We start from the raw sequence: 21,074 nt of genomic DNA on the forward strand, positions 1-21,074 counted from the left end.
CCGCCGACACCACGAAAGGCCACCCCACCCGCCATGGCGCTCTCCCTGTACGTCGACACCGTGCGCTGGCGTGCGCACCAGCAGTCCGTGGCGGAGCAGTTCCCGGGGCTGATCCCGGTCTGCAAGGGCAACGGATACGGCTTCGGCCACGAGCGCCTGGCGGAGGAGGCCATCCGGCTGGGCTCGGACATCCTGGCGGTCGGCACGACGTACGAGGCCGCGAAGATCAAGGACTGGTTCGGCGGTGACCTGCTCGTCCTCACCCCGTACCGGCTCGGCGAGGAGCCGGTGCCGCTGCCGGACCGGGCCATAAGGTCCGTCTCGTCGGTGGAGGGCGTGCGCGGCCTGGTGGGCGCGCGGGTCGTCATCGAGGTCATGAGCAGCATGAAGCGCCACGGCGTGAGCGAGGACGACCTCGTCAAGCTGCACTCGGCCATAGACGACGTCCGCCTGGAGGGCTTCGCCATCCACCTGCCGCTGGACCGCACCGACGGCTCCGACGCCGTGGAGGAGGTCTTCCACTGGATGGAGCGGCTGCGCGCGGCCCGGCTGCCGCTGCACACGCTGTTCGTCAGCCACCTCAAGGCGGGCGAACTGGAGCGGCTGCGCACCCAGTTCCCGCAGACGCGCTTCCGCGCCCGGATCGGCACCCGGCTCTGGCTCGGCGACCACGAGGCCACCGAGTACCGCGGCGCCGTCCTGGACGTCACCCGCGTCGCCAAGGGCGAGCGCTTCGGCTACCGCCAGCAGAAGGCGGGTGAGGACGGCCACCTGGTGGTCGTGGCCGGCGGCACCTCCCACGGGGTGGGCCTGGAGGCCCCCAAGGCCATGCACGGCGTCATGCCGCGCGCCAAGGGCGTCGCCCGGGCCGGCCTGGCCACCATCAACCGCAACCTGTCGCCCTTCGTGTGGGCGGGCAAGCAGCGCTGGTTCGCCGAGCCCCCGCACATGCAGGTGTCGATCCTCTTCCTGCCGGGCGACGTCGCCCCGCCCGCCGTCGGGGACGAGCTGGTGGCCCATCTGCGGCACACCACGACCCAGTTCGACCGCGTCGTCGACCGCTGACGCCGCGCTCCGCGCACCGCGCACCGCGCACAGTGAGGCCCCCGCGCCGCAGGGCTGCGAGGGCCTCAGGAGCGCCGCGGAGGTCAGGCCGGGGGATTCCCGTCCACGCCCCACTGCACGGGCTGCTGGACCGGCGCCCCGGGCCCGTACGCGGCCTCCGGACCGGCGAACGGGGCGGCGTGGCGCGCATGGTGGCCCGAGCGGCCCAGGGCGACCTTGTCCTCCGCCCCGTCCAGCACACCGCCGGAGGGGTCGTCCGAGCCGTCCCGGCGGACCGGGTCGCGCTCGGGGAAGAGCACGTCGCGGACGATGATCGCGCACAGGTAGAGCGTCCCCAGCAGGTGCACGGCGATGGCGAGGTGGTAGCCCTCCATCGGCAGCCCCTTGTTGCCGCCGCCCGTGGTGTAGGCCAGGTAGAACCAGATGCCGAGGAAGTACACGACCTCGGCGGCCTGCCAGATCAGGAAGTCCCGCCAGCGCGGCCGGGCCAGCGCGGCGAGCGGCACCAGCCACAGCACGTACTGCGGTGAGTAGACCTTGTTGGTCAGGATGAAGGCCGCGACGACGAGGAAGGCCAGCTGGGCGAAGCGCGGCCGCCGCGGGGCCCACAGCGCCAGGAGGCCGATCCCGACCGCCAGCAGCGCCGTCAGCGCCGCGGCGTAGAAGTTGACCACGCTCCGGTCGAGCGAGATGTTCGTCTGCTGGGTGATGATCAGCCAGAAGGAACCGTAGTCCACGCCCCGTTCCTGGCTGAAGACGTAGAAGCGCGACCAGCCGTCCCAGGCGAGGAACGCCACCGGCAGGTTCACCACGAGCCAGGCACCCGCCGCGCCGGCCAGGGCGACGCCCCACGCCTTGAGCTTTCCGGCCCGCAGGGCCAGTACGAGCAGCGGCCACAGCAGGAGCACCGGGTACAGCTTCGCGGCCGTCGCCAGGCCGATCAGGATGCCGGCGGCCAGCGGGCGGCTGCGTGACCACAGCATCATCCCGGCGGCGGTGAGGGCCACCGCGAACAGGTCCCAGTTGATCGTCGCGTTCAGCGCGAACGCCGGTGCCAGCGCGACCAGCAGCGCGTCCCAGGGGCGGCGGCGGTTGGTGCGCGCCACGCAGACCGCGATGACCGCGGTGCACACCATCAGCATCCCCGCGTTGACCAGCCAGTAGATCTGCTCACGGTGCTGGATCGTGCCGCCGTGCGGGGTCAGCCAGGAGGCGACCTCCATGAAGACGCCGGTCAGGACCGGGTACTCCAGGTAGCCCATGCCGCCGGAGACCGCGTCCGGGATGTGGTCGAAGTACGGCACCAGGTCGTCGGCGAAACCGCGCCCGTAGTACAGGTGCGGGATGTCCGAGTAGCAGGCGTGGCTGTACTGCGCGTTCGCGCCGAAGAACCAGCCGCTGTTGTAGCAGGGCACCTTCTGCACCATGCCGAGCGCGAACATCCCGATCGCCACCAGCACGATCACCCGCAGCGGGTTCCACCACCCGCTGCGCCCCACCGCGGCGAACCGCCCGAGCGGCCCCCCGATGACCTCGCTCCCGGCCCAGGCGACCGGGTCCTCCCCCGTCGGAGGCACGACCTCCTCGGCCTCCCGGGCCTCCTCGGCCGCCCCGGCCTCCCGGTGGTGGTCTTCGCGCACGCTCGTCATGCGGACATCCTGCCCTACGCGGCTGAGCGGGGGCTGTCCCAATCCCCACGCCGCCGCGAACGGCCGCGGATCGATGCGGGTGTGGTCCCCTCCGGGCGAGCCCGGAACGGCCCTCAGCCGTTGGGTTCTGCGAGGAGACCGCCGCCCCTGCTACTGCTGGAGGAAGGGGTCGAACTCGGCGTGGTGGATGCCCCGCCGTCCGCGCCACCGCCGTTGCCGCCGTTTCCGTTGCCCCCGTTGCCGTTGCCCCCGTTGCCGTTGCCGCCGTTTCCGTCGCCGCCGTCCTGGCAGCCGAAGAACTGGTTGCAGGTCTCGGTCGGCGTGCTGGTGGGCGTCTGGGTGGGCTGCGTGATCGTCGGGGTCGGCGTCGAGCTCGCGCTCTGGGTCGGCGAGGACGAGACGGACGGGCTCGGGGACGAGGGGGCGCCCAGCTCGTCGTGGATGTCACCGATCTTGACCGGCTTCGGGAAGGGCGTGTCCTGCGTGCCCTTGAGCGCCGACTCCATGTACTCGGTCCAGACCTTGGTCGGGATGTCACCACCGTGGATGGACTCGACACCCGCCGTGCCGTTCATCGAGAGCAGAGTGTGGCTCTTCGGGTTCTCACGGAACATCGCGACCGAGGTCGACAGCTGCTGGGTGTAGCCGACGAACCAGGCCGACTTGTTGCTGTCGGTCGTACCGGTCTTGCCGGCCGCCGTCCGGCCGAGCGCCAGGGCGTTCTTACCGGTACCGTTCTTGATCACGTTCTGCAGCGTGTCGGTGACGTTGTCCGCCACCTCCGCCGGCATCGCCTCGGTGGGCTTCGGCTTGGCGAAGCCCGGTACGTCCACGCCGCCCTGCTTGACCGAGGTCACCGAGTACGGCTCGACGTGCTTGCCCGAGGCGGCGAAGGTCGCGTAGGCGTCGGCCATGCGGACGGCGCTCGGGGTCGAGGTGCCCAGGGCGAACGAGGCGTTCCGGCCGGCCAGCGACTCCTTCAGGATTCCGGCCTTCTCGGCGACCGAGGCCACCTTGTCCATGCCGACGTCCATGCCGAGCTGCACGAAGGGTGTGTTGATGGACTGCTCCATCGCCTTGCGCAGCGTGATGTAGCCCCAGGGGTAGTTGCTCTCGTTCTCCTGATAGAAGGGCGTGTTGTCCTTCTTCAGGACGTCGCTACCGTCGTTGTTCTTGACCCTCAGGTGGTCGTTGCCGTTGTACTTGCTGAGTGGCGAGATGCCCTCGCCGTCGCTGCGGTAGGTGCCGTACTCCATGGCCGCGGCGAGCACGAACGGCTTCCACGTCGAACCGACGGGTACACCCGAGGTGTTGGCGTTGTTGGTGAAGTGGTTGTTCTCGAAGCCGGCGCCGCCGTAGATCGCGACGATCGCGCCGTCGTTCGGCTTCACCGAGGCCGCGCCGAACTGGACGTACTTGTCCTTCTCGCGCTTCTTCGGATTGAGGTTCTCCTTCTCAATCTTCTTGACCGCTTCGGACAGCGCGTCCACCTTCGGCTTCTCGAAGGTCGTGTAGATCTGGTAGCCGCCCTGGTCGAGCTCCGCCCGGCTGATCTTGGAGTGGCTGAGCACGTAGTTCTTGGCGGTGTCCACAAGATAGCTGACCTGGCCGGTCATGCCCTTGGTGGCCTTCAGGCCCTGCGGCATGGGGTACTTGGAGACGGCCTTGTCGTACTCGGCCTTGGTCAGGTGGCCGTCCTTGTACATCTCACCGAGGATCCAGCGCCAGCGCTCCTCGGAGTTCTTCCGGTTGGCCTCCGGAGTCGCGATCTTGTCGGTGCTCGTGTTGCCGGCCGGATCGTAGTACGTGGGTCCCTTCAGCAGCGCCGCGAGGAACGCGCACTGGCTGGGCGTCAGCTTCTCGGCGTCCTTGCCGTAGTAGGTCTGGGCCGCTGCCTGGATGCCGTAGGCGCCGCGTCCGTAGTACGAGGTGTTCAGGTAGCCCTGGAGGATCTCGTCCTTGCTGAGCTTCGTCCCCACCTTTATGGAGATGAAAAGCTCCTTGAACTTCCGGCTGACGGTCTGGTCCTGGCTCAGGTAGGTGTTCTTGACGTACTGCTGGGTGATCGTGGAACCACCCTGCGCGTCACCGCCCTTGGCCATGTTGAACAGGGCCCGGCCGACACCCATGGGGTCGACGCCGGAGTCCTTCTCGAAGGTCTTGTTCTCCGCCGAGATGACCGCGTACTGCATGGCCTGGGGGATCTCGGCGAGGGTGACGTTCTGCCGGTTGGCGCCGGTGCCGGTCGCCACCATGCGGGACTTGTCCGCCCAGTAGAAGACGTTGTTCTGCGACTTGGCGGCGGTGTTCTCGTTGGGGATGCCCACCATCGCGTAGCCGATGCCCGCTGCCGCGACCATGCTGCCGAAGAAGAAGAGGCACAGTCCCGAGACGAGCTTCCAGGACGGCATCCAGCGCTGCCAGCCGTCCTTGCCCCAGCGCGGGTAGTCGATGATGCGCTTCTTCGGCGGCTGGCCGCCGCCGCGTCCGCCCCCGGCACCCGCGCCCGAGCCCGCTCCCGCGGTGCGGCGCCGGCCACCCTTCTGCGAGGTCTGGGCAGCGCGACGCGCGGCGGCACGCCCCTGGTAGGGGGGCTCGCCCCCGCCCCGGCGTCCTCCCTGACCCGCTCCCGTGCCCGGGCCCACGCCGTGACCGGCGCTCTGACGTGCGCCCTGCCCGGGGGCGGGCGGGCGTCCGCCCTGGCCCCCGGCCGCGCCGTCCCGGCGGGGCTGCGGCGGGCGCGGCCCGCCGCCCGCGCCCTGGGCCGGACCGGCTCCACGCGTACCGTACGACGACTGCGATGGCGGCGCTTCCCGCCGGCCTCCTGGCGGCGGGGGTTGCTGCTGCGCGCCGCGCCGGGCGGCTGCGCGGCCGCCGCCGGGCGGCGTCTGCTGCGGCTTGCGACGGTGCTCGCTCATGAACAGCTACTCCTAGGACAGGCGGAATCGCCTGAAAGCGGCAGTGGTTTTCCGGTCCCCCCGGCGTGCGTTGGCCGCACTGCACCACGGACAAGGACGCTCACTCGTGCCCCACGGTTCCCGGTGCTCTGCATGGCGAACAGAGTACGCAGGGTCAAAAGACGCGCTAGCCCGATGTTCATCACATAAGGGGCGGTTGACGCTGTGCAGATTTCCCGATGTGACGTCGGTCACCGTGGGGCACCTTGCGGGTCCCGGTTGGGCGTTCTATCGTCACGATGTATCGAGCCGATACATCGCGGCGAGATAAGAGGCGACGACGGCAAGGACGGAGGCGGGAAGAGGGCATGAGCAAGCGCTCGGGCATTCTCGAGTTCGCCGTCCTTGGCTTGCTGCGCGAATCCCCGATGCACGGTTATGAGCTGCGGAAACGGCTCAACACCTCGCTCGGTGTGTTCCGCGCGTTCAGCTACGGGAGCCTCTACCCCTGCCTCAAGACACTGGTCGCTCAGGGCTATCTGGTCGAGGAGACCGGCCCCGAGTCCGATCCGCTCGCGGCGCCGCTGGCCGGCCGGCGGGCGAAGATCGTGTACCGGTTGACGGCGGCCGGCAAGGAGCACTTCGAGGAACTGCTCGCCCACTCCGGACCGGACGCATGGGAGGACGAGCACTTCGCTGCTCGTTTCGCCTTCTTCGGCCAGACGTCCAGGGACGTACGGATGCGTGTCCTCGAGGGGCGGCGCAGCCGCCTCGAGGAACGCCTGGAGAAGATGCGCGCGTCCCTCGCGCGCACCCGTGAGCGGCTCGACGACTACACGCTCGAGTTGCAGCGGCACGGCATGGAGTCGGTGGAGCGCGAGGTCCGCTGGCTGAACGAGCTGATCGAGACCGAGCGGGCGGGGCGCGGCAGGCCGCCCCTGTCCACTCCGTCCTCCGACGCCGAGCAGGACAACCAACAGGAAAACGACGAGGAACCCGGCAGCGACCGGGGATCCGCGTGACGATCACACAGGGAGCAACCGGAATGGGTTCGGTTCGCGTAGCCATCGTGGGCGTGGGCAACTGCGCCGCGTCGCTGGTGCAGGGTGTCGAGTACTACAAGGACGCCGACCCGGCCGGCCGCGTGCCCGGCCTCATGCACGTGCAGTTCGGCGAGTACCACGTGCGTGACGTCGAGTTCGTGGCGGCCTTCGACGTGGACGCCAAGAAGGTCGGCCTCGACCTGGCCGACGCCATTGGTGCCAGCGAGAACAACACCATCAAGATCTGCGACGTGCCGCAGTCGGGCGTGACCGTCCAGCGCGGCCACACCCTGGACGGTCTGGGCAAGTACTACCGCCAGACCATCGAGGAGTCCGGCGAGGAGCCGGTGGACATCGTCCAGATCCTCAAGGACCGCCAGGTCGACGTGCTCGTCTGCTACCTGCCGGTCGGTTCCGAGGCCGCCGCCAAGTTCTACGCGCAGTGCGCCATCGACGCCAAGGTCGCGTTCGTCAACGCCCTGCCGGTGTTCATCGCGGGCACCAAGGAGTGGGCGGACAAGTTCACCGCGGCGGGCGTGCCGATCGTCGGCGACGACATCAAGTCCCAGGTCGGCGCCACCATCACGCACCGCGTGCTGACCAAGCTCTTCGAGGACCGCGGCGTCATCGTCGAGCGCACCATGCAGCTGAACGTCGGCGGCAACATGGACTTCAAGAACATGCTCGAGCGCGAGCGCCTGGAGTCCAAGAAGATCTCCAAGACGCAGGCCGTCACCTCGCAGATCCCGGACCGCGACCTGGGCGAGAAGAACGTGCACATCGGTCCCTCGGACTACGTGGCCTGGCTGGACGACCGCAAGTGGGCCTACGTCCGCCTTGAGGGCCGCGCGTTCGGTGACGTCCCGCTGAACCTGGAGTACAAGCTCGAGGTCTGGGACTCCCCGAACTCCGCCGGCGTCATCATCGACGCGCTCCGCGCCGCGAAGATCGCCAAGGACCGCGGCATCGGCGGCCCGATCCTCTCGGCCTCCTCCTACTTCATGAAGTCCCCGCCGGTGCAGTACTTCGACGACGAGGCCCGCGAGAACGTGGAGAAGTTCATCCGCGGCGAGGTCGACCGCTGATCGGCGGTTCAGCCACCGTTCACCCCCCGTCGCATGACGCGACCGCACAGGCCCCCGGGTATGACACCCGGGGGCCTGTGCGGCGTGTGAGGCTGTGCGCATGCCCGTAGTACGTGATCTCCGTCTGCTGCTGCGTTTCCGTGACTTCCGGCGGTTGCTGGCGGTACGGCTCCTGTCGCAGCTCTCCGACGGGGTGTTCCAGGTGGCGCTGGCGGCCTATGTGGTGTTCTCCCCGGAAAAGCAGACCTCGCCGGCCGCCATCGCCTCCGCCATGGCGGTGCTGCTGCTGCCTTACTCACTCCTGGGACCCTTCACCGGCGTCCTGCTCGACCGCTGGCGGCGCCGGCAGGTGCTCCTCTACTGCAACCTGCTGCGGGCACTGCTCTCCGTCGGCACCGCCGTCCTGATGCTGCTCCGGGTGCCGGACTGGCTCTTCTACCTGTCGGCGCTCTCGGTCACCGGCGTCAACCGCTTCGTGCTGGCCGGCCTGTCGGCCGCGCTGCCGCGTGTGGTGGACGGCGACCGCCTCGTGATGGCGAACTCGCTCTCACCGACCGCGGGCACCCTCGCGGCGACCGTGGGCGGCGGGGCGGCGTTCCTGATCCACCTCGGGGTCGCCGAGGGCCGGACATCCGACGCCCTGGTGGTGCTTCTGGCGGCGCTGGTCTACCTGTCGGCCGGGCTGACCTCCCTGACGCTGGGGAAGGACCTGCTGGGCCCCGATCCCGCCCGGGTCCAGCCGCGGGTCGGTGAGGCCCTGCGCAGCACGTTCAGCGGCCTTCTGCACGGGCTGCGGCACCTGCGGGAACGCCCACGAGCCGCACGCGCCATGGCCGCGATGACGGCGATGCGCTTCTGCTACGGCGGACTGACGGTGACGGTGCTCATGCTGTGCCGGTACGCATGGGCCACCGGAGGCTCGAGTGGCGACTCCGGCGGGGACGGGCTGGCGCTGCTGGGCCTCGCGGTCGCCGCGTCCGGGGCGGGGTTCTTCGTGGCGGCGGTGATCACCCCGTGGTCGACGGGACGTGTCGGCACCTTCGGCTGGATCACGGTCTGTGCGGCCTCGGCCGCCGTCCTGCTGCCGGGACTGGGACTCCCTTTCCGTCCGATCCCGATACTCGTGGCCGCCTTCGTCCTCGGAATCGCCACCCAGGGAGCGAAGATCGCCACGGACACGGTCGTCCAGTCCTCGATCGACGACGCCTACCGCGGCCGGGTCTTCTCCCTATACGACGTCCTCTTCAATGTGGCCTTCGTCGGTGCGGCGGCCGTCTGCGCGCTGATCCTGCCGCCTGACGGGCGCTCTTCCGTCCTGCTGATCGCGCTGGCTCTGATCTACGCCGCGGTGGCGGTGGGCACTGCCCGCACTCCGCTCCGTTTCACGTGAAACACGGGGCCATTGCCATGTTTCACGTGAAACATCCGACCCGTCATGCCGGAGGGGGTCGTGTTTCACGTGAAACACGGCCCCCTCCGGGCACCTCGACCGTCTCCCGGCCCGCGACGCTCAGACGCTCTGCGCGGCCCACCATTCCTTGAGAGCCTTCTCCGCGGCCTCCTGGCCGAGCGGACCGTGCTCCAGCCGCAGCTCCAGCAGGTGGGCGTAAGCCTTGCCCACCTGCGGACCCGCGGGGATGGCCAGGATCGCCATGATCTGGTTGCCGTCCAGGTCGGGCCGGATCGCGTCCAGCTCCTCCTGCTCCCTCAGCCGCTCGATGCGCTCCTCCAGCCCGTCGTACGTACGCGACAGGGCGGCGGCCTTACGGCTGTTGCGCGTGGTGCAGTCCGAGCGGGTCAGCTTGTGCAGCCGCTCCAGCTGGGAGCCCGCGTCGCGGACGTAACGGCGTACCGCGGAGTCGGTCCACTCGCCGGTGCCGTAGCCGTGGAAGCGCAGATGCAGCTCGACCAGCCGGGCGACATCCTTGATCGTCTCGTTCGGGTACTTGAGTTTCGTCAGCCGGGTCTTGGTCATCTTCGCGCCCACCATCTCGTGGTGGTGGAAGGAGACCCGCCCGTCGGACTCGAAACGCCGGGTCCGCGGCTTGCCGATGTCGTGCAGCAGCGCCGCCAGACGCAGCACGAGGTCCGGGCCGTCGGCTTCCAGGGCCATCGCCTGGTCGAGCACCGTCAGCGTGTGCTCGTACACGTCCTTGTGCCGGTGGTGCTCATCACTCTCCAGCCGCAGGGCCGGCAGCTCCGGCAGCACACGATCGGCCAAGCCCGTCTCGACCAGCAGACGCAGACCCTTGCGCGGGTGGTCGGAAAGGATCAGCTTGTTGATCTCGTCCCTGATCCGTTCCGCCGAGACGATCTCGATGCGGTCGGCCATCTCCGTCATCGCGGTGACCACCTCGGGGGCCACCTCGAAGTCCAGCTGCGCCGCGAAGCGCGCCGCGCGCAGCATCCGCAGCGGGTCGTCGGAGAAGGACTCCTCCGGGGTGCCCGGTGTGCGCAGCACCCGCTGGGCGAGATCGCTCAGGCCGTCGTGGGGGTCGACGAACTCGGGGTCTGGCAGCGCGACCGCCATCGCGTTGACGGTGAAGTCCCGGCGTACGAGATCTTCCTCAATGGTGTCGCCGTAGGAGACCTCCGGTTTCCGGGAGGTCCGGTCGTAGGCCTCGGAGCGGTAGGTCGTGATCTCGATCTGGAAGCCGTCCTTGCGGCAGCCGACCGTGCCGAAGGCGATGCCGACCTCCCAGACCGCCTCGGCCCAGCCGCGGATGATCCTCAGCACATGGTCGGGCCTGGCGTCGGTGGTGAAGTCCAGATCATTGCCGAGCCTGCCGAGCAGGGTGTCGCGGACCGAACCGCCGACGAGGGCAAGCCGGAATCCGGCGTCCTGGAAGCGGCGGCCGAGTTCCTCGGCCACCGGCGCGATGACGGGCGCCGGCTTCAGGGTCTGGGGGGCGTTGTTGGCATTCGGCACAACAGAACAGGGTACGTGCCCGTGCGCCCTACGGCAGACCGGTTTAGTGTCGTCCCATGATCGCCACGGACCGGACCTCGGCCGTCATTGTGCCGATCTTGTGGCCCCACCACAGCACTTCGACTCATCGAGCATCGTTACCATTCCAGGACGCACATCCGATGACGACGAGGGACGGCCAGCGCGTGGGCGAGGCGGCACAGCACCCTGGGACAGCTCCGGCCCGTACGAGGCTGCGTCGAGCGGCGGCACTGCTCGTCGGCGCGGCGATGTTCGCCGGTCTGCTCCAGGCCCAGACGGCTCCCGCGGCGCACGCGGACTCCTCGGCCAACGGCGTGGACGTGTCGGTGGACTCACTGTCCCCCACCGTCCCCGCCAAGGGCGACACCCTCACGCTGACCGGCACGGTCACCAACAAGGGGAAGCAGACCGTCAGCGGCGCCGAGCTGGGCGTGGAGATCGCCCCCGGCGGCCCGCTCACCAGCCGCAGCGCCATCGCCACCGCCGCCGGGCGCGGCGCGTACAGTCCGGGTGTCGACGGCTACGAGATCTCCGGTCACTCGGCCGCCGTCAAGGACCTGTCGGCCGGCATGAGCCGGTCCTTCACCCTCAAGGTCCCCGTCAAGGACCTGCAACTGGGTGCCGACGGCGTCTACCAGCTGGGGGTCTCCCTCGCCGGGCAGACCCGGGCCACCGGCTACCGGCAGATCCTCGGCATGGAGCGGACGTTCCTGCCCTGGTACAGCACCGCGAACGCCAAGAGCACCCGCTACACCTTCCTGTGGCCGCTGATCGACCGTCCCCACCTGGCCGTGCGCAGTGAGGGCGACGACCAGCAGAGCCCGATCTTCCTGGACGACCACCTCGCCCGCGACCTGGCTCCCGGAGGGCGGCTGCAGCAGCTGGTGACCCTGGGCAGGAACCTCCCGGTCACCTGGGTGGTCGACCCGGACCTGATCGCCACCGTCGACGCGATGACGCGGCGCTACCAGGTGGCCGGTCCGGGCGGTGATCTCGATCACACCACCTCGGGCACCGGGACCGAAGACGCCAAGCGCTGGCTGACCGACCTGAAGACCGCCCTGACGGGCGACGAGGTGGTGGCCCTGCCCTTCTCCGACCCGGACATCGCCTCGATCGCGCACCACGGCAAGAACGTCGCCGGGACCCTGGCCCACCTCAACACCGCCACCGAGCTGGCGACCACCACCTTCGAGACCGTCCTGCACATCACGCCCGCCACGGATGTGGCCTGGCCGGTGGAGGGCGCCGTCGACCCCTCCATCGTCGACGTCGCCACCTCGGCGGGCGCGGACAAGGTCATCGCCCGCAGCGACAGCCTCGGTGAGCCCGGCAAGCCCAGCTACACGCCCACCTCCGCCCGTCCCATCGGGGGCGGCACGACCGCGGTGGTGGCCGACGCGGGGCTCTCCAAGGGCTTCGAGGGCGACATGATGCGGGCCGGGAACGCCACCTCGGCGATCCAGAGGTTCGTCTCCCAGACGCTCATGATCACGATGCAGGCGCCCGACCGGCAGCGGAGCATCGTCGTCGCCCCACAGCGCATGCCCAGCGCCTCGCAGGCCCAGGCCATGGCGCAGGCCATCACCTCTGTGGAGTCCAGCGCCTGGGCAGAGACGGCCGACTTCTCCGACGCCGCCAAGGCCACCCCGGATCCCCGGGCCAACCGCACGGTGCCCCGCGCCGGCGCCTACCCGGCGAGCCTGCGCAAGCGGGAGCTGAGCACGGACGCGTTCCGCCAGATCCAGAGCACCCAGGCCAAGCTCAACGGCTTCCTGGTCATCCTCAGCCGCAAGGACCGGGTGACCACGCCCTTCACGACGGCGCTGCTGCGGTCGATGTCCACCGAGTGGCGCGGGAATCCCGGGAGGGCCGCTTCTTTCCGCTCGGCGATCGGCGTGTACCTCTCCGATCTCATGGGGCTGGTCCAGATCCTCCCCAAGACCGGTACCCTCACCCTCTCCGGCCGCAGCGGCACCATCCCGGTGACCGTGAAGAACGAGCTCGGCCAGACCATCGAGGGCCTGGAGCTGGAGCTCAGCTCCAGCCAGGGCAACAGCATGGACCCGGGCGCCCCGCAGCCGGTCACGGTGGAGGGCGGCCACACCCGGTCCCTGAAGTTCGCGGCGACGGCGGCGCGCAACGGCCTCAACACCATCACCGCGCAGCTGTACACCAAGGACCACGTCGCCTACGGCAAGCCGATCACCTTCACGGTGGACGTCACCTCGATCACCTCCACCGTCATGCTGGTGATCGCCGCCGGCCTGCTGCTGCTTGTCCTCGCCGGCGTACGGATGTATCACCAGCGCAAGCGCCGTGCCGCTGTCGAGGACGGCGGCGATGACGGCGATGACGGCGACGGGGACGGGGAAGACGCGGAGGAGGACACCGCCGACGGCACCGCGAAGGGCACCGGAAATGCCCAGGACGGCGCCGGGCCCGGGCAGCCGGGTGACCCGGCGGCGGACACCGCCGCGCAAAGTAAGGACCCGTCCGGGACGGGTGAGAAGGTGGACCGATAGTCAGCGAGTCAGGGGCCGATGAGGTGGGGCAGTGATGAACGCGCCGTACGACGGTGAACGCGAACGGGAAGCGGGGGAGCGGTTCCCCGCCCAGCCCGGGCAGCCCCCCGCCGTGCCCGACCCGTATCTGCAGGACACCTATGCCCGCGATCCGTACCAGCGGCAGGACCCCACCGCGCAGGATCCGGTGGACGAGGCGCTGTACGACCGCACCGCGCACCCGGCCCAGGACTACGGCCGGCCCTACGGCCACCAGCCCTACCGGATGCCCTACGCGGACGACGCCGCCACGCGGTACGTGGGCGTGGACGAGCTCGTCTCGTACGCCCCCGACGAGCACGGCGCCCAGGCCCCCCAGCCGGACGCCTACGCTCACCTCTTCCGGGACGACCCGGAGCCGCCCGCTCCCGAGCCGGAGCCCGTGGTGGAACCGGTGCAGGCGAAGGCGGGCAGCCGCGGCAGCAGCCTGCTGAAGTCCAGTGCCGTCATGGCGGCCGGCACCCTGGTCTCGCGGCTCACCGGCTTCCTGCGCACCTTGGTGATGGCCGCCGCGATCGGCGTCGGCACCCTGAACGACGGCTACCAGGTCGCCAACACGCTGCCCACGATGATCTACATCCTGGTCGGCGGCGGCGCGCTCAACGCCGTCTTCATCCCGCAGCTCGTCCGTGCCATGAAGAACGACGAGGACGGCGGCGAGGCCTACGCCAACCGCCTGCTCACCCTGGTCGTCACCGGCCTCGCGGTCGTCACCGCGATCTGTGTGGTCGCGGCCCCCGTCTTCATCCAGGCGATGTCCCACGACATCGCCTCCGACCCGGTCAGGTTCGAGGTCGCGGTCACCTTCGCCCGCTACTGCATCCCCACGATGTTCTTCATGGGCGTGCACGTCGTACTCGGCCAGATCCTCAACGCCCGCGGCCGGTTCGGCGCGATGATGTGGACCCCGGTCCTCAACAACATCGTCACCATCGCCACCTTCGGCGCCTTCATCTGGGCCTTCGGCTCCTTCACCACGACCGGGGTCAGCTCGGCGACCATCACCCCCGACGGTGCCCGGCTGCTCGGCATCGGCACCCTGCTCGGCCTGGCCGTGCAGGCGCTGTCGATGCTGCCGTACCTGCGCGACGCCGGCTTCCGTATCCGCCCCCGCTTCGACTGGCGGGGCCACGGCCTCGGGCATGCCGCCCGGCTGGCCAAGTGGACCTTCTTCTTCGTCCTCGCCAACCAGATCGGCATGATCGTGCTGACCCAGTTCGCGACGGCGGCCGGTGCGGCGGCGGAGAAGGCGGGCCAGGAGGGCACCGGCATCACCGGCTTCAACTACGCGCTCCTGCTGTGGCAGATGCCGCAGGCGATCATCACCGTCTCCGTCATGACCGCCGTACTGCCGCGGATCTCCCGCGCCGCGGCCGACGGCGACGCCGCGGCGGTCCGTGACGACCTCTCCTACGGCCTGCGCACCTCGGGCGTGGCCATCGTGCCGTGCGCCTTCGCCTTCCTGGCGCTCGGCGTCCCGATGACCACCCTGCTCTACAGCGGATCCGGCAGCGGCGCCCTGAACATCGGCTTCATCCTGATGGCCTTCGGACTCGGCCTGATCCCCTTCTCCGTGCAGTACATCGTCCTGCGCGGCTTCTACGCGTACGAGGACACCCGCACCCCCTTCTACAACACCGTGATCGTGGCCGCGTGCAACGCGGTGGCGGCGGCGCTGTGCTACTTCCTGCTGCCCGCCCGCTGGGCGGTCGTCGGCATGGCCGCCGGCTACGGCCTGGCCTACACGATCGGCGTGGGCGTCGCGGTGAAGCGGCTGCGCCACCGGCTCGGCGGCGACATCGACGGCAAGCGCGTGGTGCGCACCTACGCCCGCCTGTTCGGTGCGAGCATCCCCGCCGCGGCCGCCGCGGGGGCCGTCGTCTACGGTGTCTCGCACTCGCTGGGCCACGGCGCCGCCGTCTCACTGCTGTCACTGGTCCTCGGCGGCGTGGTGCTGGGCGGGGTCTTCTTCATCGCCGCGAAGCGCATGCGCATCGAGGAGCTGACGGCCATGGTCGGCATGGTCCGTGGCCGGCTGGGCCGCTGATTCAAGGGCCGCGGGGCAACCATCGCCCGCTCCCGCGTGTCGTGCATAGCGGTGGACTGTTGGCACAATTGTCCTTGGCTGTGTTGTCAGATCTTGCAACGGATGGGGAGGCAGGAACGACGGTGGCGGAACGGAGCACGGCTGCCGTCGGAGTGGCCAACGAGAGCGGCGACAAGCAGCTCACCGCTCACGCGGACAGTGCCACTGCCGACGAGGCGACCGACCTGAGCGAAGAGCAGGACGCACCGCAACAGACCCTCCCCGAGGAGACAGCACCGACCAGGAACGCGCCGCCGGAGCTCCACAGCGGCCACAAGCTCGCCAGGCGCTACCGCCTGGAGGACTGCCTCACCCGCGTCGACGGCTTCAGCAGCTGGAAGGCCTTCGACGAGAAGCTCCGCCGCGCCGTGGGCATCCACATCCTGCCCGCCGACCACGGCCGTGCCCGCCCGGTGCTGGCCGCGGCCCGCTCCGCGGCGCTGCTGGGCGACCCCCGTTTCGTCCAGGTCCTCGACGCCGTCGAAGAGAACGACGTCGTCTATGTCATCCATGAGTGGCTTCCCGACGCGCGTGAGCTGACCGAGCTCATCGCCGCCGACCCGCTGGAGCCGCACGAGGCCTACCAGATGGTCAGCCAGGTCGCCCAGGCCATGGCCGCCGCCCACCGCGAGGGCCTGTCGCATCTGCGGCTCAACCCGGACGCCGTGCTCCGCACCGAGGCCGGCCAGTACCGCATCCGCGGTCTGGCCGTCGCCGCCGCGCTGCGGGGCATCTCCTCCGAGCGCCCGCAGCGTGAGGACACCGAGGCGATCGGCGCCCTGTTGTACGCGTGCCTGACCCAGCGCTGGCCCTACACGGAGGACGCGTACGGGCTCAGCGGACTCCCCAAGGACGTCGGTCTCGTCGCCCCGGACAAGGTGCGGGCGGGCATCCACCGCGGCCTGTCCGAGCTCGCCATGCGCGCGCTCGTCAACGACGGCGCCACCGCGTCCCGCGAACCGGGTCCGTGCGCCACCCCGGAAGAACTGGCGAAGGCGGTCGCGGCCACCCCCAAGATCCGCCCTCCGGAGCCGTCCACGGCCCCGTATTCGCGGACGACCTACCAGCAGGGCGCATACCGCCAGACCTCCTCCCGTCCCTCGGCGCTCGCCACCACGGCCATGCCGGCCGTCCCGCCCCCGGCCCTCACCGGCCGCACCGGGAAGGCCCTCAAGTGGTCCGTGTCGGCCCTTCTGATCGCCGCCCTCGGTCTCGGCAGCTGGCAGGTCGCGGAGACGCTCATGGACCGGGAGAACCAGTCCAAGGACGGCGGCACGACCACCTCCCACACCAAGGGCGGCAGCGACAGCCCCAGCGGCACGACGCAGCTGACGTCCGGCAAGCCCATCTCCATCACCGGGGCCAAGGACTTCGACCCGCTGGGTTCCGACGGTTCGGAGAATCCGCGCGACGTGGCCAATGCCTATGACGGCAAGGCGGCCACCTTCTGGGAGACCAGCTGGTACACCCAGGCCAACCTCGGCGGCCTGAAGTCCGGCGTCGGCATCATCCTCGATCTGGGCAGCGTCCAGCAGGTCGGCAAGGTGAAGGTCGACTTCATAGGGGACGACACCAGCGCCGACCTGATGGCCGCGAGTTCCGGCGCCGGCTCCATGCCGACCAGTCTCGACGACTTCACCAAGGTCGCCGCCGCCTCCGGGGGCCAGGTGACCTTCAAGCCGGGCGAGGCGGTCAAGACCCGCTACCTCCTGGTCTGGCTGACCCAACTCCCCCACACCGATCAGGGCAACTACCGCGGCCGGATCTCCGAGATCAAGGTCAGCGGCTAGCGGAGAACTGGGGGGAGCGTGCCGAAGCAGAACACGGGCGAGGAGGTCGCGGACAGCGACCTCCTCGCCCGCCATGCAGCGGGGGACCCGGACGCCTTCGGCGAGCTGGTCCGCCGCCACCGCGACCGATTGTGGGCCGTGGCCCTGCGGACCCTGGGGGACCGTGAGGAGGCCGCGGACGCCGTGCAGGACGCCCTCGTCTCCGCCTTCCGTTCCGCTCACACCTTCCGCGGCCAGTCCGCCGTGACGACGTGGCTGCACCGCATCACCGTCAACGCCTGCCTGGACCGCGCCCGCAAGGCGGCCTCCCGCCGGACCTCGTCGGTCACCGACGAGAAGCAGTTCGAGGAGTTGCTCGAACCGCATGAGTCGGCCGCGGCCCCCGCGGAACGCGGGGAGCTCCATCGGGAACTCCTGCGGGCCCTGGCCACACTGCCACCCGAGCAACGCGCCGCCCTCGTCCTGGTCGACATGCAGGGCTACCCCGTGGCGGAGGCCGCGGCCGTCCTGGACGTCCCGCCGGGAACGGTCAAGAGCAGATGCGCCCGGGGCCGGGCACGGTTGCTGCCGCTGCTCACTCATCTGCGGGACGGGCCCAGGGGTAACGCCGATCACGGCGGGGGAAGGAACCGGACGGAGAACGCATCCGTCCCAGAGACGGAGACCGGGCCGGGTCACGGGATCACGAAGGGCGGAGGTGGACATCAATGACGTCGCCGACGGGAACGAACGAACATCCCGAGGTCGCCGAGATCTCGGACTTCACCGAGGGCATCCTGCCTCCCCAGCGGTCCGCCTCCATCCGCGGCCATCTCGACGGCTGCCCGCTCTGCGCCGACGTACGCACCTCGCTGGAGGAGATCCGCGGACTGCTCGGGACGCTCCCCGGGCCACCCCGGATGCCCGCCGACATCGCCGGCCGGATCGACGCGGCCCTGGCCGCGGAAGCCCTCCTGGACTCCACCGCCCCCGATGTTTCACGTGAAACATCGTCCGTGACGAGGGCGACGCCTGTTTCACGTGAAACATCGTCCGGCGCCGGGCGCGGACCCGACGGTCACAGCGGCACCGCGACCGGTCCGGGCCGTCCTGCGGCACGCTCGCGCCGACGCTGGCACAAGGGGCTCGTCCTCACCGTCTCAGCGATGGCAGTGCTCGGGCTCGGTGGCCTCAGCGCCGCCCTGCTGGAAACCTCGTCCGGTCAGTACGGCAGCTCCGCCGACACCAAGGACTCGGCAGCCGCCGCCGGAGAGTCGGACGACCGGAGCGAAGCGACCGACCCCCTGCGCTCCCAGGTGCAGGAGCTGCTGACCGCCACCGCGACCAACCGCATCCAGGGGAAGCCCAACGCGCAGAGCCCGCTCATGGACGTCAACGGTGTGCCGCCCGCATGCGTCCTTCGGGCGATCGACCGTCCGGACGACGCCAAGCCGCTGGCATCCCGCCGTGGCACCGACGAGGGGCCGGACTCGTACCTAGTCGTCCTTCCCCATCCTGGTGATCGGTCACTGGTCGACGCCTTCGTCGTGGATGCCTCCTGCGCGTCCGCCAAGCCGTCCGGAACGGGCACTCTCCTGCGCGAGGAGACATACCCTCGTCAGCCCTGAAGCGCTGGGAATGCGGGGCCCGTAGTATCCGTTAGGCGGATACAACAGTCCCGCCGGGGCACCGGCGCAGCTGGCAGACAGAGACGAGGAATGAACCCGTGAGCGATGTCCGAAACGTGATCATCATCGGTTCCGGGCCGGCGGGCTACACAGCCGCGCTGTACACCGCACGCGCCTCGCTGAAGCCCCTGGTCTTCGAGGGAGCGGTGACCGCCGGCGGTGCGCTGATGACGACGACCGAGGTGGAGAACTTCCCCGGTTTCCGCGACGGCATCATGGGCCCGGACCTGATGGACAACATGCGCGCCCAGGCCGAGCGCTTCGGAGCCGAACTGATCCCGGACGACATCATCGAGGTGAACCTCGATGGTGACATCAAGACCGTCACCGACTCCGCGGGCACCGTGCACCGCGCCAAGGCCGTGATCATCACCACCGGTTCGCAGCACCGCAAGCTCGGGCTGCCGAACGAGGACGTCCTGTCCGGCCGTGGTGTCTCCTGGTGCGCCACCTGTGACGGCTTCTTCTTCAAGGACAACGAGATCGCCGTGATCGGCGGCGGCGACACCGCGCTGGAGGAGGCGACCTTCCTCTCCCGGTTCGCCAAGACCGTGACGGTGGTCCACCGCCGTGACACCCTGCGGGCCTCCAAGGCCATGCAGGAGCGTGCCTTCGCCGACCCCAAGATCAAGTTCATCTGGGACAGCGAGGTCGACACGATCCACGGCGAGGGCAAGCTCTCCGGTCTGACGCTGCGCAACACCAAGACCGGTGAGACCTCCGAGCTGCCGGTGACCGGCCTGTTCATCGCGATCGGCCACGACCCGCGCACCGACCTCTTCAAGGGCATCCTCGACCTGGACGGCGAGGGCTACCTCAAGGTCGAGTCCCCCAGCACCCGCACGCGGATCCCCGGCGTCTTCGCCGCGGGCGACGTTGTGGACCACACCTACCGGCAGGCCATCACGGCGGCCGGCACGGGCTGCGCCGCCGCCCTGGACGCGGAGCGATTCCTCGCCGCCCTGAGCGACGCGGAGGCCGAGCACACCCGCGAGCCCGAGCAGACCACCGCCGCCGTCTGACCTGCACCCCCCACCGAAGTACCCGCACAACACCCCGAGGAGACAGCCGTGGCCGGCAACACCAAGATCGTCACCGATGCGACCTTCGACGAGGAGGTCCTCGCCAGCGACAAGCCCGTCCTCGTCGACTTCTGGGCCGAGTGGTGCGGTCCCTGCCGTCAGATCGCCCCGTCCCTCGAGGCGATCGCCGCTGAGCACGCCGAGCAGATCACCATCGTCAAGCTGAACATCGACGAGAACCCGGTCACCGCCGCCAAGTACGGCGTCATGTCGATCCCGACCCTCAACGTCTACAAGGGCGGCGAGGTCGTGAAGACCATCGTCGGCGCCAAGCCGAAGGCCGCCATCGAGCGCGACCTGTCCGACTTCATCGGCTGACACACCCGCCTGACGGCAAGCAGCGGAAAGGCCCGCCCCCTCACCGGGGAGCGGGCCTTTCCGCTGTCACAAGGGCCGCAGCGCGGGTTCCTTCTGCACGGCTCCGAGCAGCCGGTCGATCGCCAACTCGACGTCCTCCCGCCAGGAGATGGTCGTCCGCAGCTCCAGCCTCAGCCGGGGATACCGGGGATGGGCGCGCACCGTCTTGAAGCCGACCGCCAGCAGATGCTCCGCCGGCAGCACGCACGCGGGCTCCTCCCAGCGCGCGTCGCCGAAAGCCTCGATCGCCCGGAAGCCGCGCCGCACCAGATCCTTGGCGACCGTCTGCACCAGCACCCGTCCCAGTCCCTGACCCTGGAAGCCCGGCATGATCCGCGCCGTCATCAACTGCACCGCGTCGGCGGAGACGGGACTCGTGGGGAAGGCCGTGGAACGCGGCACGTACGCGGGCGGCGCGTAGAGCACAAAGCCGGCGGGAACCTCGTCCACGTAGACGACCCGGCCGCACGACCCCCACTCCAGGAGAGCGGCCGATATCCAGGCCTCCTTCTCCAGCTCCGGTTTCCCGGCCTGGACGGCAGCCTCACCGCTTACCGGGTCGAGTTCCCAGAAGACGCACGAGCGGCAGCGGTTGGGGAGATCCGGGAGGTTGTCCAGAGTGAGCGGAACGAGCCGACGCCCCATGAGGTCAGACCCTCGTTTCTGTCGTGGACCCAACTGCCGACGAAGCCACCCACCGCCCCCAGTCCCAGCCCCGCGGCCAGGAGAGCGGCCGTCTGCCAATCGTGCTCCACTCCAACGCGCCGCACCGATCGCATGGGCCTCCCACCTCAGGGGGTAGTGCTCCATCTCGTAGGCATCGTATCCGCGGGAGGACA

Annotated in this window: 15 protein-coding genes; 11 read left to right on the plus strand and 4 right to left on the minus strand. The window is 69.8% G+C overall.

From position 1 onward, the window contains the following. Positions 1 to 33: 33 nt before the first annotated feature. Positions 34 to 1,065, plus strand: a complete 1,032-nt coding sequence (locus ACFWVC_RS17850) for an alanine racemase (protein WP_384286122.1) — start codon at positions 34 to 36, stop codon at positions 1,063 to 1,065. Positions 1,066 to 1,148: 83 nt separating this feature from the next. Here ACFWVC_RS17850 and ACFWVC_RS17855 read toward each other — a convergent pair whose 3' ends face one another. Beyond that, positions 1,149 to 2,714, minus strand: a complete 1,566-nt coding sequence (locus ACFWVC_RS17855) for a glycosyltransferase family 87 protein (RefSeq protein ID WP_384286124.1) — start codon at positions 2,712 to 2,714, stop codon at positions 1,149 to 1,151. Positions 2,715 to 2,827: 113 nt separating this feature from the next. Further along, positions 2,828 to 5,632, minus strand: a complete 2,805-nt coding sequence (locus ACFWVC_RS17860) for a transglycosylase domain-containing protein (RefSeq protein ID WP_384286127.1) — start codon at positions 5,630 to 5,632, stop codon at positions 2,828 to 2,830. Between the two features lie 347 nt (positions 5,633 to 5,979). Here ACFWVC_RS17860 and ACFWVC_RS17865 point away from each other — a divergent pair, with 347 nt between their 5' ends. The 3 genes from ACFWVC_RS17865 to ACFWVC_RS17875 all read left to right on the plus strand — a co-directional run bounded on the left by ACFWVC_RS17865 (position 5,980) and on the right by ACFWVC_RS17875 (position 9,129). Continuing rightward, positions 5,980 to 6,633, plus strand: coding sequence for a helix-turn-helix transcriptional regulator (locus ACFWVC_RS17865; RefSeq protein WP_384286130.1), 654 nt, complete (start codon positions 5,980 to 5,982; stop codon positions 6,631 to 6,633). A gap of 23 nt (positions 6,634 to 6,656) precedes the next feature. Next, on the plus strand, positions 6,657 to 7,739 hold the full coding sequence (locus ACFWVC_RS17870; protein WP_384286132.1) for an inositol-3-phosphate synthase: 1,083 nt from the start codon (positions 6,657 to 6,659) through the stop codon (positions 7,737 to 7,739). 100 nt (positions 7,740 to 7,839) lie between these two features. Further along, positions 7,840 to 9,129, plus strand: a complete 1,290-nt coding sequence (locus tag ACFWVC_RS17875) for an MFS transporter (RefSeq protein ID WP_384286134.1) — start codon at positions 7,840 to 7,842, stop codon at positions 9,127 to 9,129. 120 nt (positions 9,130 to 9,249) lie between these two features. Here ACFWVC_RS17875 and ACFWVC_RS17880 read toward each other — a convergent pair whose 3' ends face one another. After that, the gene (locus tag ACFWVC_RS17880; RefSeq protein WP_384286136.1) at positions 9,250 to 10,668 is read right to left on the minus strand and encodes a CCA tRNA nucleotidyltransferase; all 1,419 of its coding nucleotides are present in this window, start codon (positions 10,666 to 10,668) and stop codon (positions 9,250 to 9,252) included. A gap of 161 nt (positions 10,669 to 10,829) precedes the next feature. Here ACFWVC_RS17880 and ACFWVC_RS17885 point away from each other — a divergent pair, with 161 nt between their 5' ends. The 7 genes from ACFWVC_RS17885 (at position 10,830) to trxA (ending at position 20,196) form a co-directional block, all read left to right on the plus strand. Further along, entirely contained in the window at positions 10,830 to 13,214 is a 2,385-nt protein-coding gene (locus tag ACFWVC_RS17885) for a DUF6049 family protein (RefSeq protein WP_384286138.1), read from the plus strand. Between the two features lie 34 nt (positions 13,215 to 13,248). Beyond that, positions 13,249 to 15,300: a murein biosynthesis integral membrane protein MurJ gene (murJ, locus tag ACFWVC_RS17890; RefSeq protein WP_384286141.1), complete on the plus strand. Its 2,052-nt coding sequence runs from the start codon at positions 13,249 to 13,251 to the stop codon at positions 15,298 to 15,300. A gap of 122 nt (positions 15,301 to 15,422) precedes the next feature. After that, positions 15,423 to 17,129: a serine/threonine protein kinase gene (locus ACFWVC_RS17895; RefSeq protein ID WP_384286143.1), complete on the plus strand. Its 1,707-nt coding sequence runs from the start codon at positions 15,423 to 15,425 to the stop codon at positions 17,127 to 17,129. Between the two features lie 18 nt (positions 17,130 to 17,147). Beyond that, a complete protein-coding gene (gene sigM, locus ACFWVC_RS17900) occupies positions 17,148 to 17,840 on the plus strand; it encodes an RNA polymerase sigma factor SigM (protein ID WP_384286145.1) in 693 nt (230 codons plus the stop codon). Then, a complete protein-coding gene (locus ACFWVC_RS17905; RefSeq protein ID WP_384286147.1) occupies positions 17,837 to 18,736 on the plus strand; it encodes a hypothetical protein in 900 nt (299 codons plus the stop codon). Before sigM ends, ACFWVC_RS17905 begins: the two co-directional genes overlap by 4 nt. Positions 18,737 to 18,834: 98 nt before the next feature. Next, positions 18,835 to 19,818 carry a thioredoxin-disulfide reductase gene (trxB, locus tag ACFWVC_RS17910; protein ID WP_384286149.1) on the plus strand — a complete coding sequence of 328 codons (984 nt, stop codon included), beginning with the start codon at positions 18,835 to 18,837 and terminating at the stop codon, positions 19,816 to 19,818. A gap of 48 nt (positions 19,819 to 19,866) precedes the next feature. Continuing rightward, positions 19,867 to 20,196, plus strand: coding sequence for a thioredoxin (gene trxA, locus ACFWVC_RS17915; protein WP_319663357.1), 330 nt, complete (start codon positions 19,867 to 19,869; stop codon positions 20,194 to 20,196). Between the two features lie 66 nt (positions 20,197 to 20,262). Here the strand turns inward: trxA and ACFWVC_RS17920 are convergent, their stop codons facing one another. Then, entirely contained in the window at positions 20,263 to 20,880 is a 618-nt protein-coding gene (locus ACFWVC_RS17920; protein WP_384286151.1) for a GNAT family N-acetyltransferase, read from the minus strand. Positions 20,881 to 21,074: the final 194 nt, after the last annotated feature.

The organism is Streptomyces sp. NPDC058691 (assembly GCF_042714775.1).
Taxonomy (GTDB): Bacteria; Actinomycetota; Actinomycetes; order Streptomycetales; family Streptomycetaceae; genus Actinacidiphila.

What these genes read in the sequence shown, in the direction of transcription:
- ACFWVC_RS17850 (WP_384286122.1), top strand. Translation starts at nt 34, where the DNA reads ATGGCGCTCTCCCTGTACGTCGACACCGTGCGCTGGCGTGCGCACCAG.
- ACFWVC_RS17855 (WP_384286124.1), bottom strand. Translation starts at nt 2,714, where the DNA reads ATGACGAGCGTGCGCGAAGACCACCACCGGGAGGCCGGGGCGGCCGAG.
- ACFWVC_RS17860 (WP_384286127.1), bottom strand. Translation starts at nt 5,632, where the DNA reads ATGAGCGAGCACCGTCGCAAGCCGCAGCAGACGCCGCCCGGCGGCGGC.
- ACFWVC_RS17865 (WP_384286130.1), top strand. Translation starts at nt 5,980, where the DNA reads ATGAGCAAGCGCTCGGGCATTCTCGAGTTCGCCGTCCTTGGCTTGCTG.
- ACFWVC_RS17870 (WP_384286132.1), top strand. Translation starts at nt 6,657, where the DNA reads ATGGGTTCGGTTCGCGTAGCCATCGTGGGCGTGGGCAACTGCGCCGCG.
- ACFWVC_RS17875 (WP_384286134.1), top strand. Translation starts at nt 7,840, where the DNA reads ATGCCCGTAGTACGTGATCTCCGTCTGCTGCTGCGTTTCCGTGACTTC.
- ACFWVC_RS17885 (WP_384286138.1), top strand. Translation starts at nt 10,830, where the DNA reads ATGACGACGAGGGACGGCCAGCGCGTGGGCGAGGCGGCACAGCACCCT.
- murJ (WP_384286141.1), top strand. Translation starts at nt 13,249, where the DNA reads ATGAACGCGCCGTACGACGGTGAACGCGAACGGGAAGCGGGGGAGCGG.
- ACFWVC_RS17905 (WP_384286147.1), top strand. Translation starts at nt 17,837, where the DNA reads ATGACGTCGCCGACGGGAACGAACGAACATCCCGAGGTCGCCGAGATC.
- ACFWVC_RS17920 (WP_384286151.1), bottom strand. Translation starts at nt 20,880, where the DNA reads ATGGGGCGTCGGCTCGTTCCGCTCACTCTGGACAACCTCCCGGATCTC.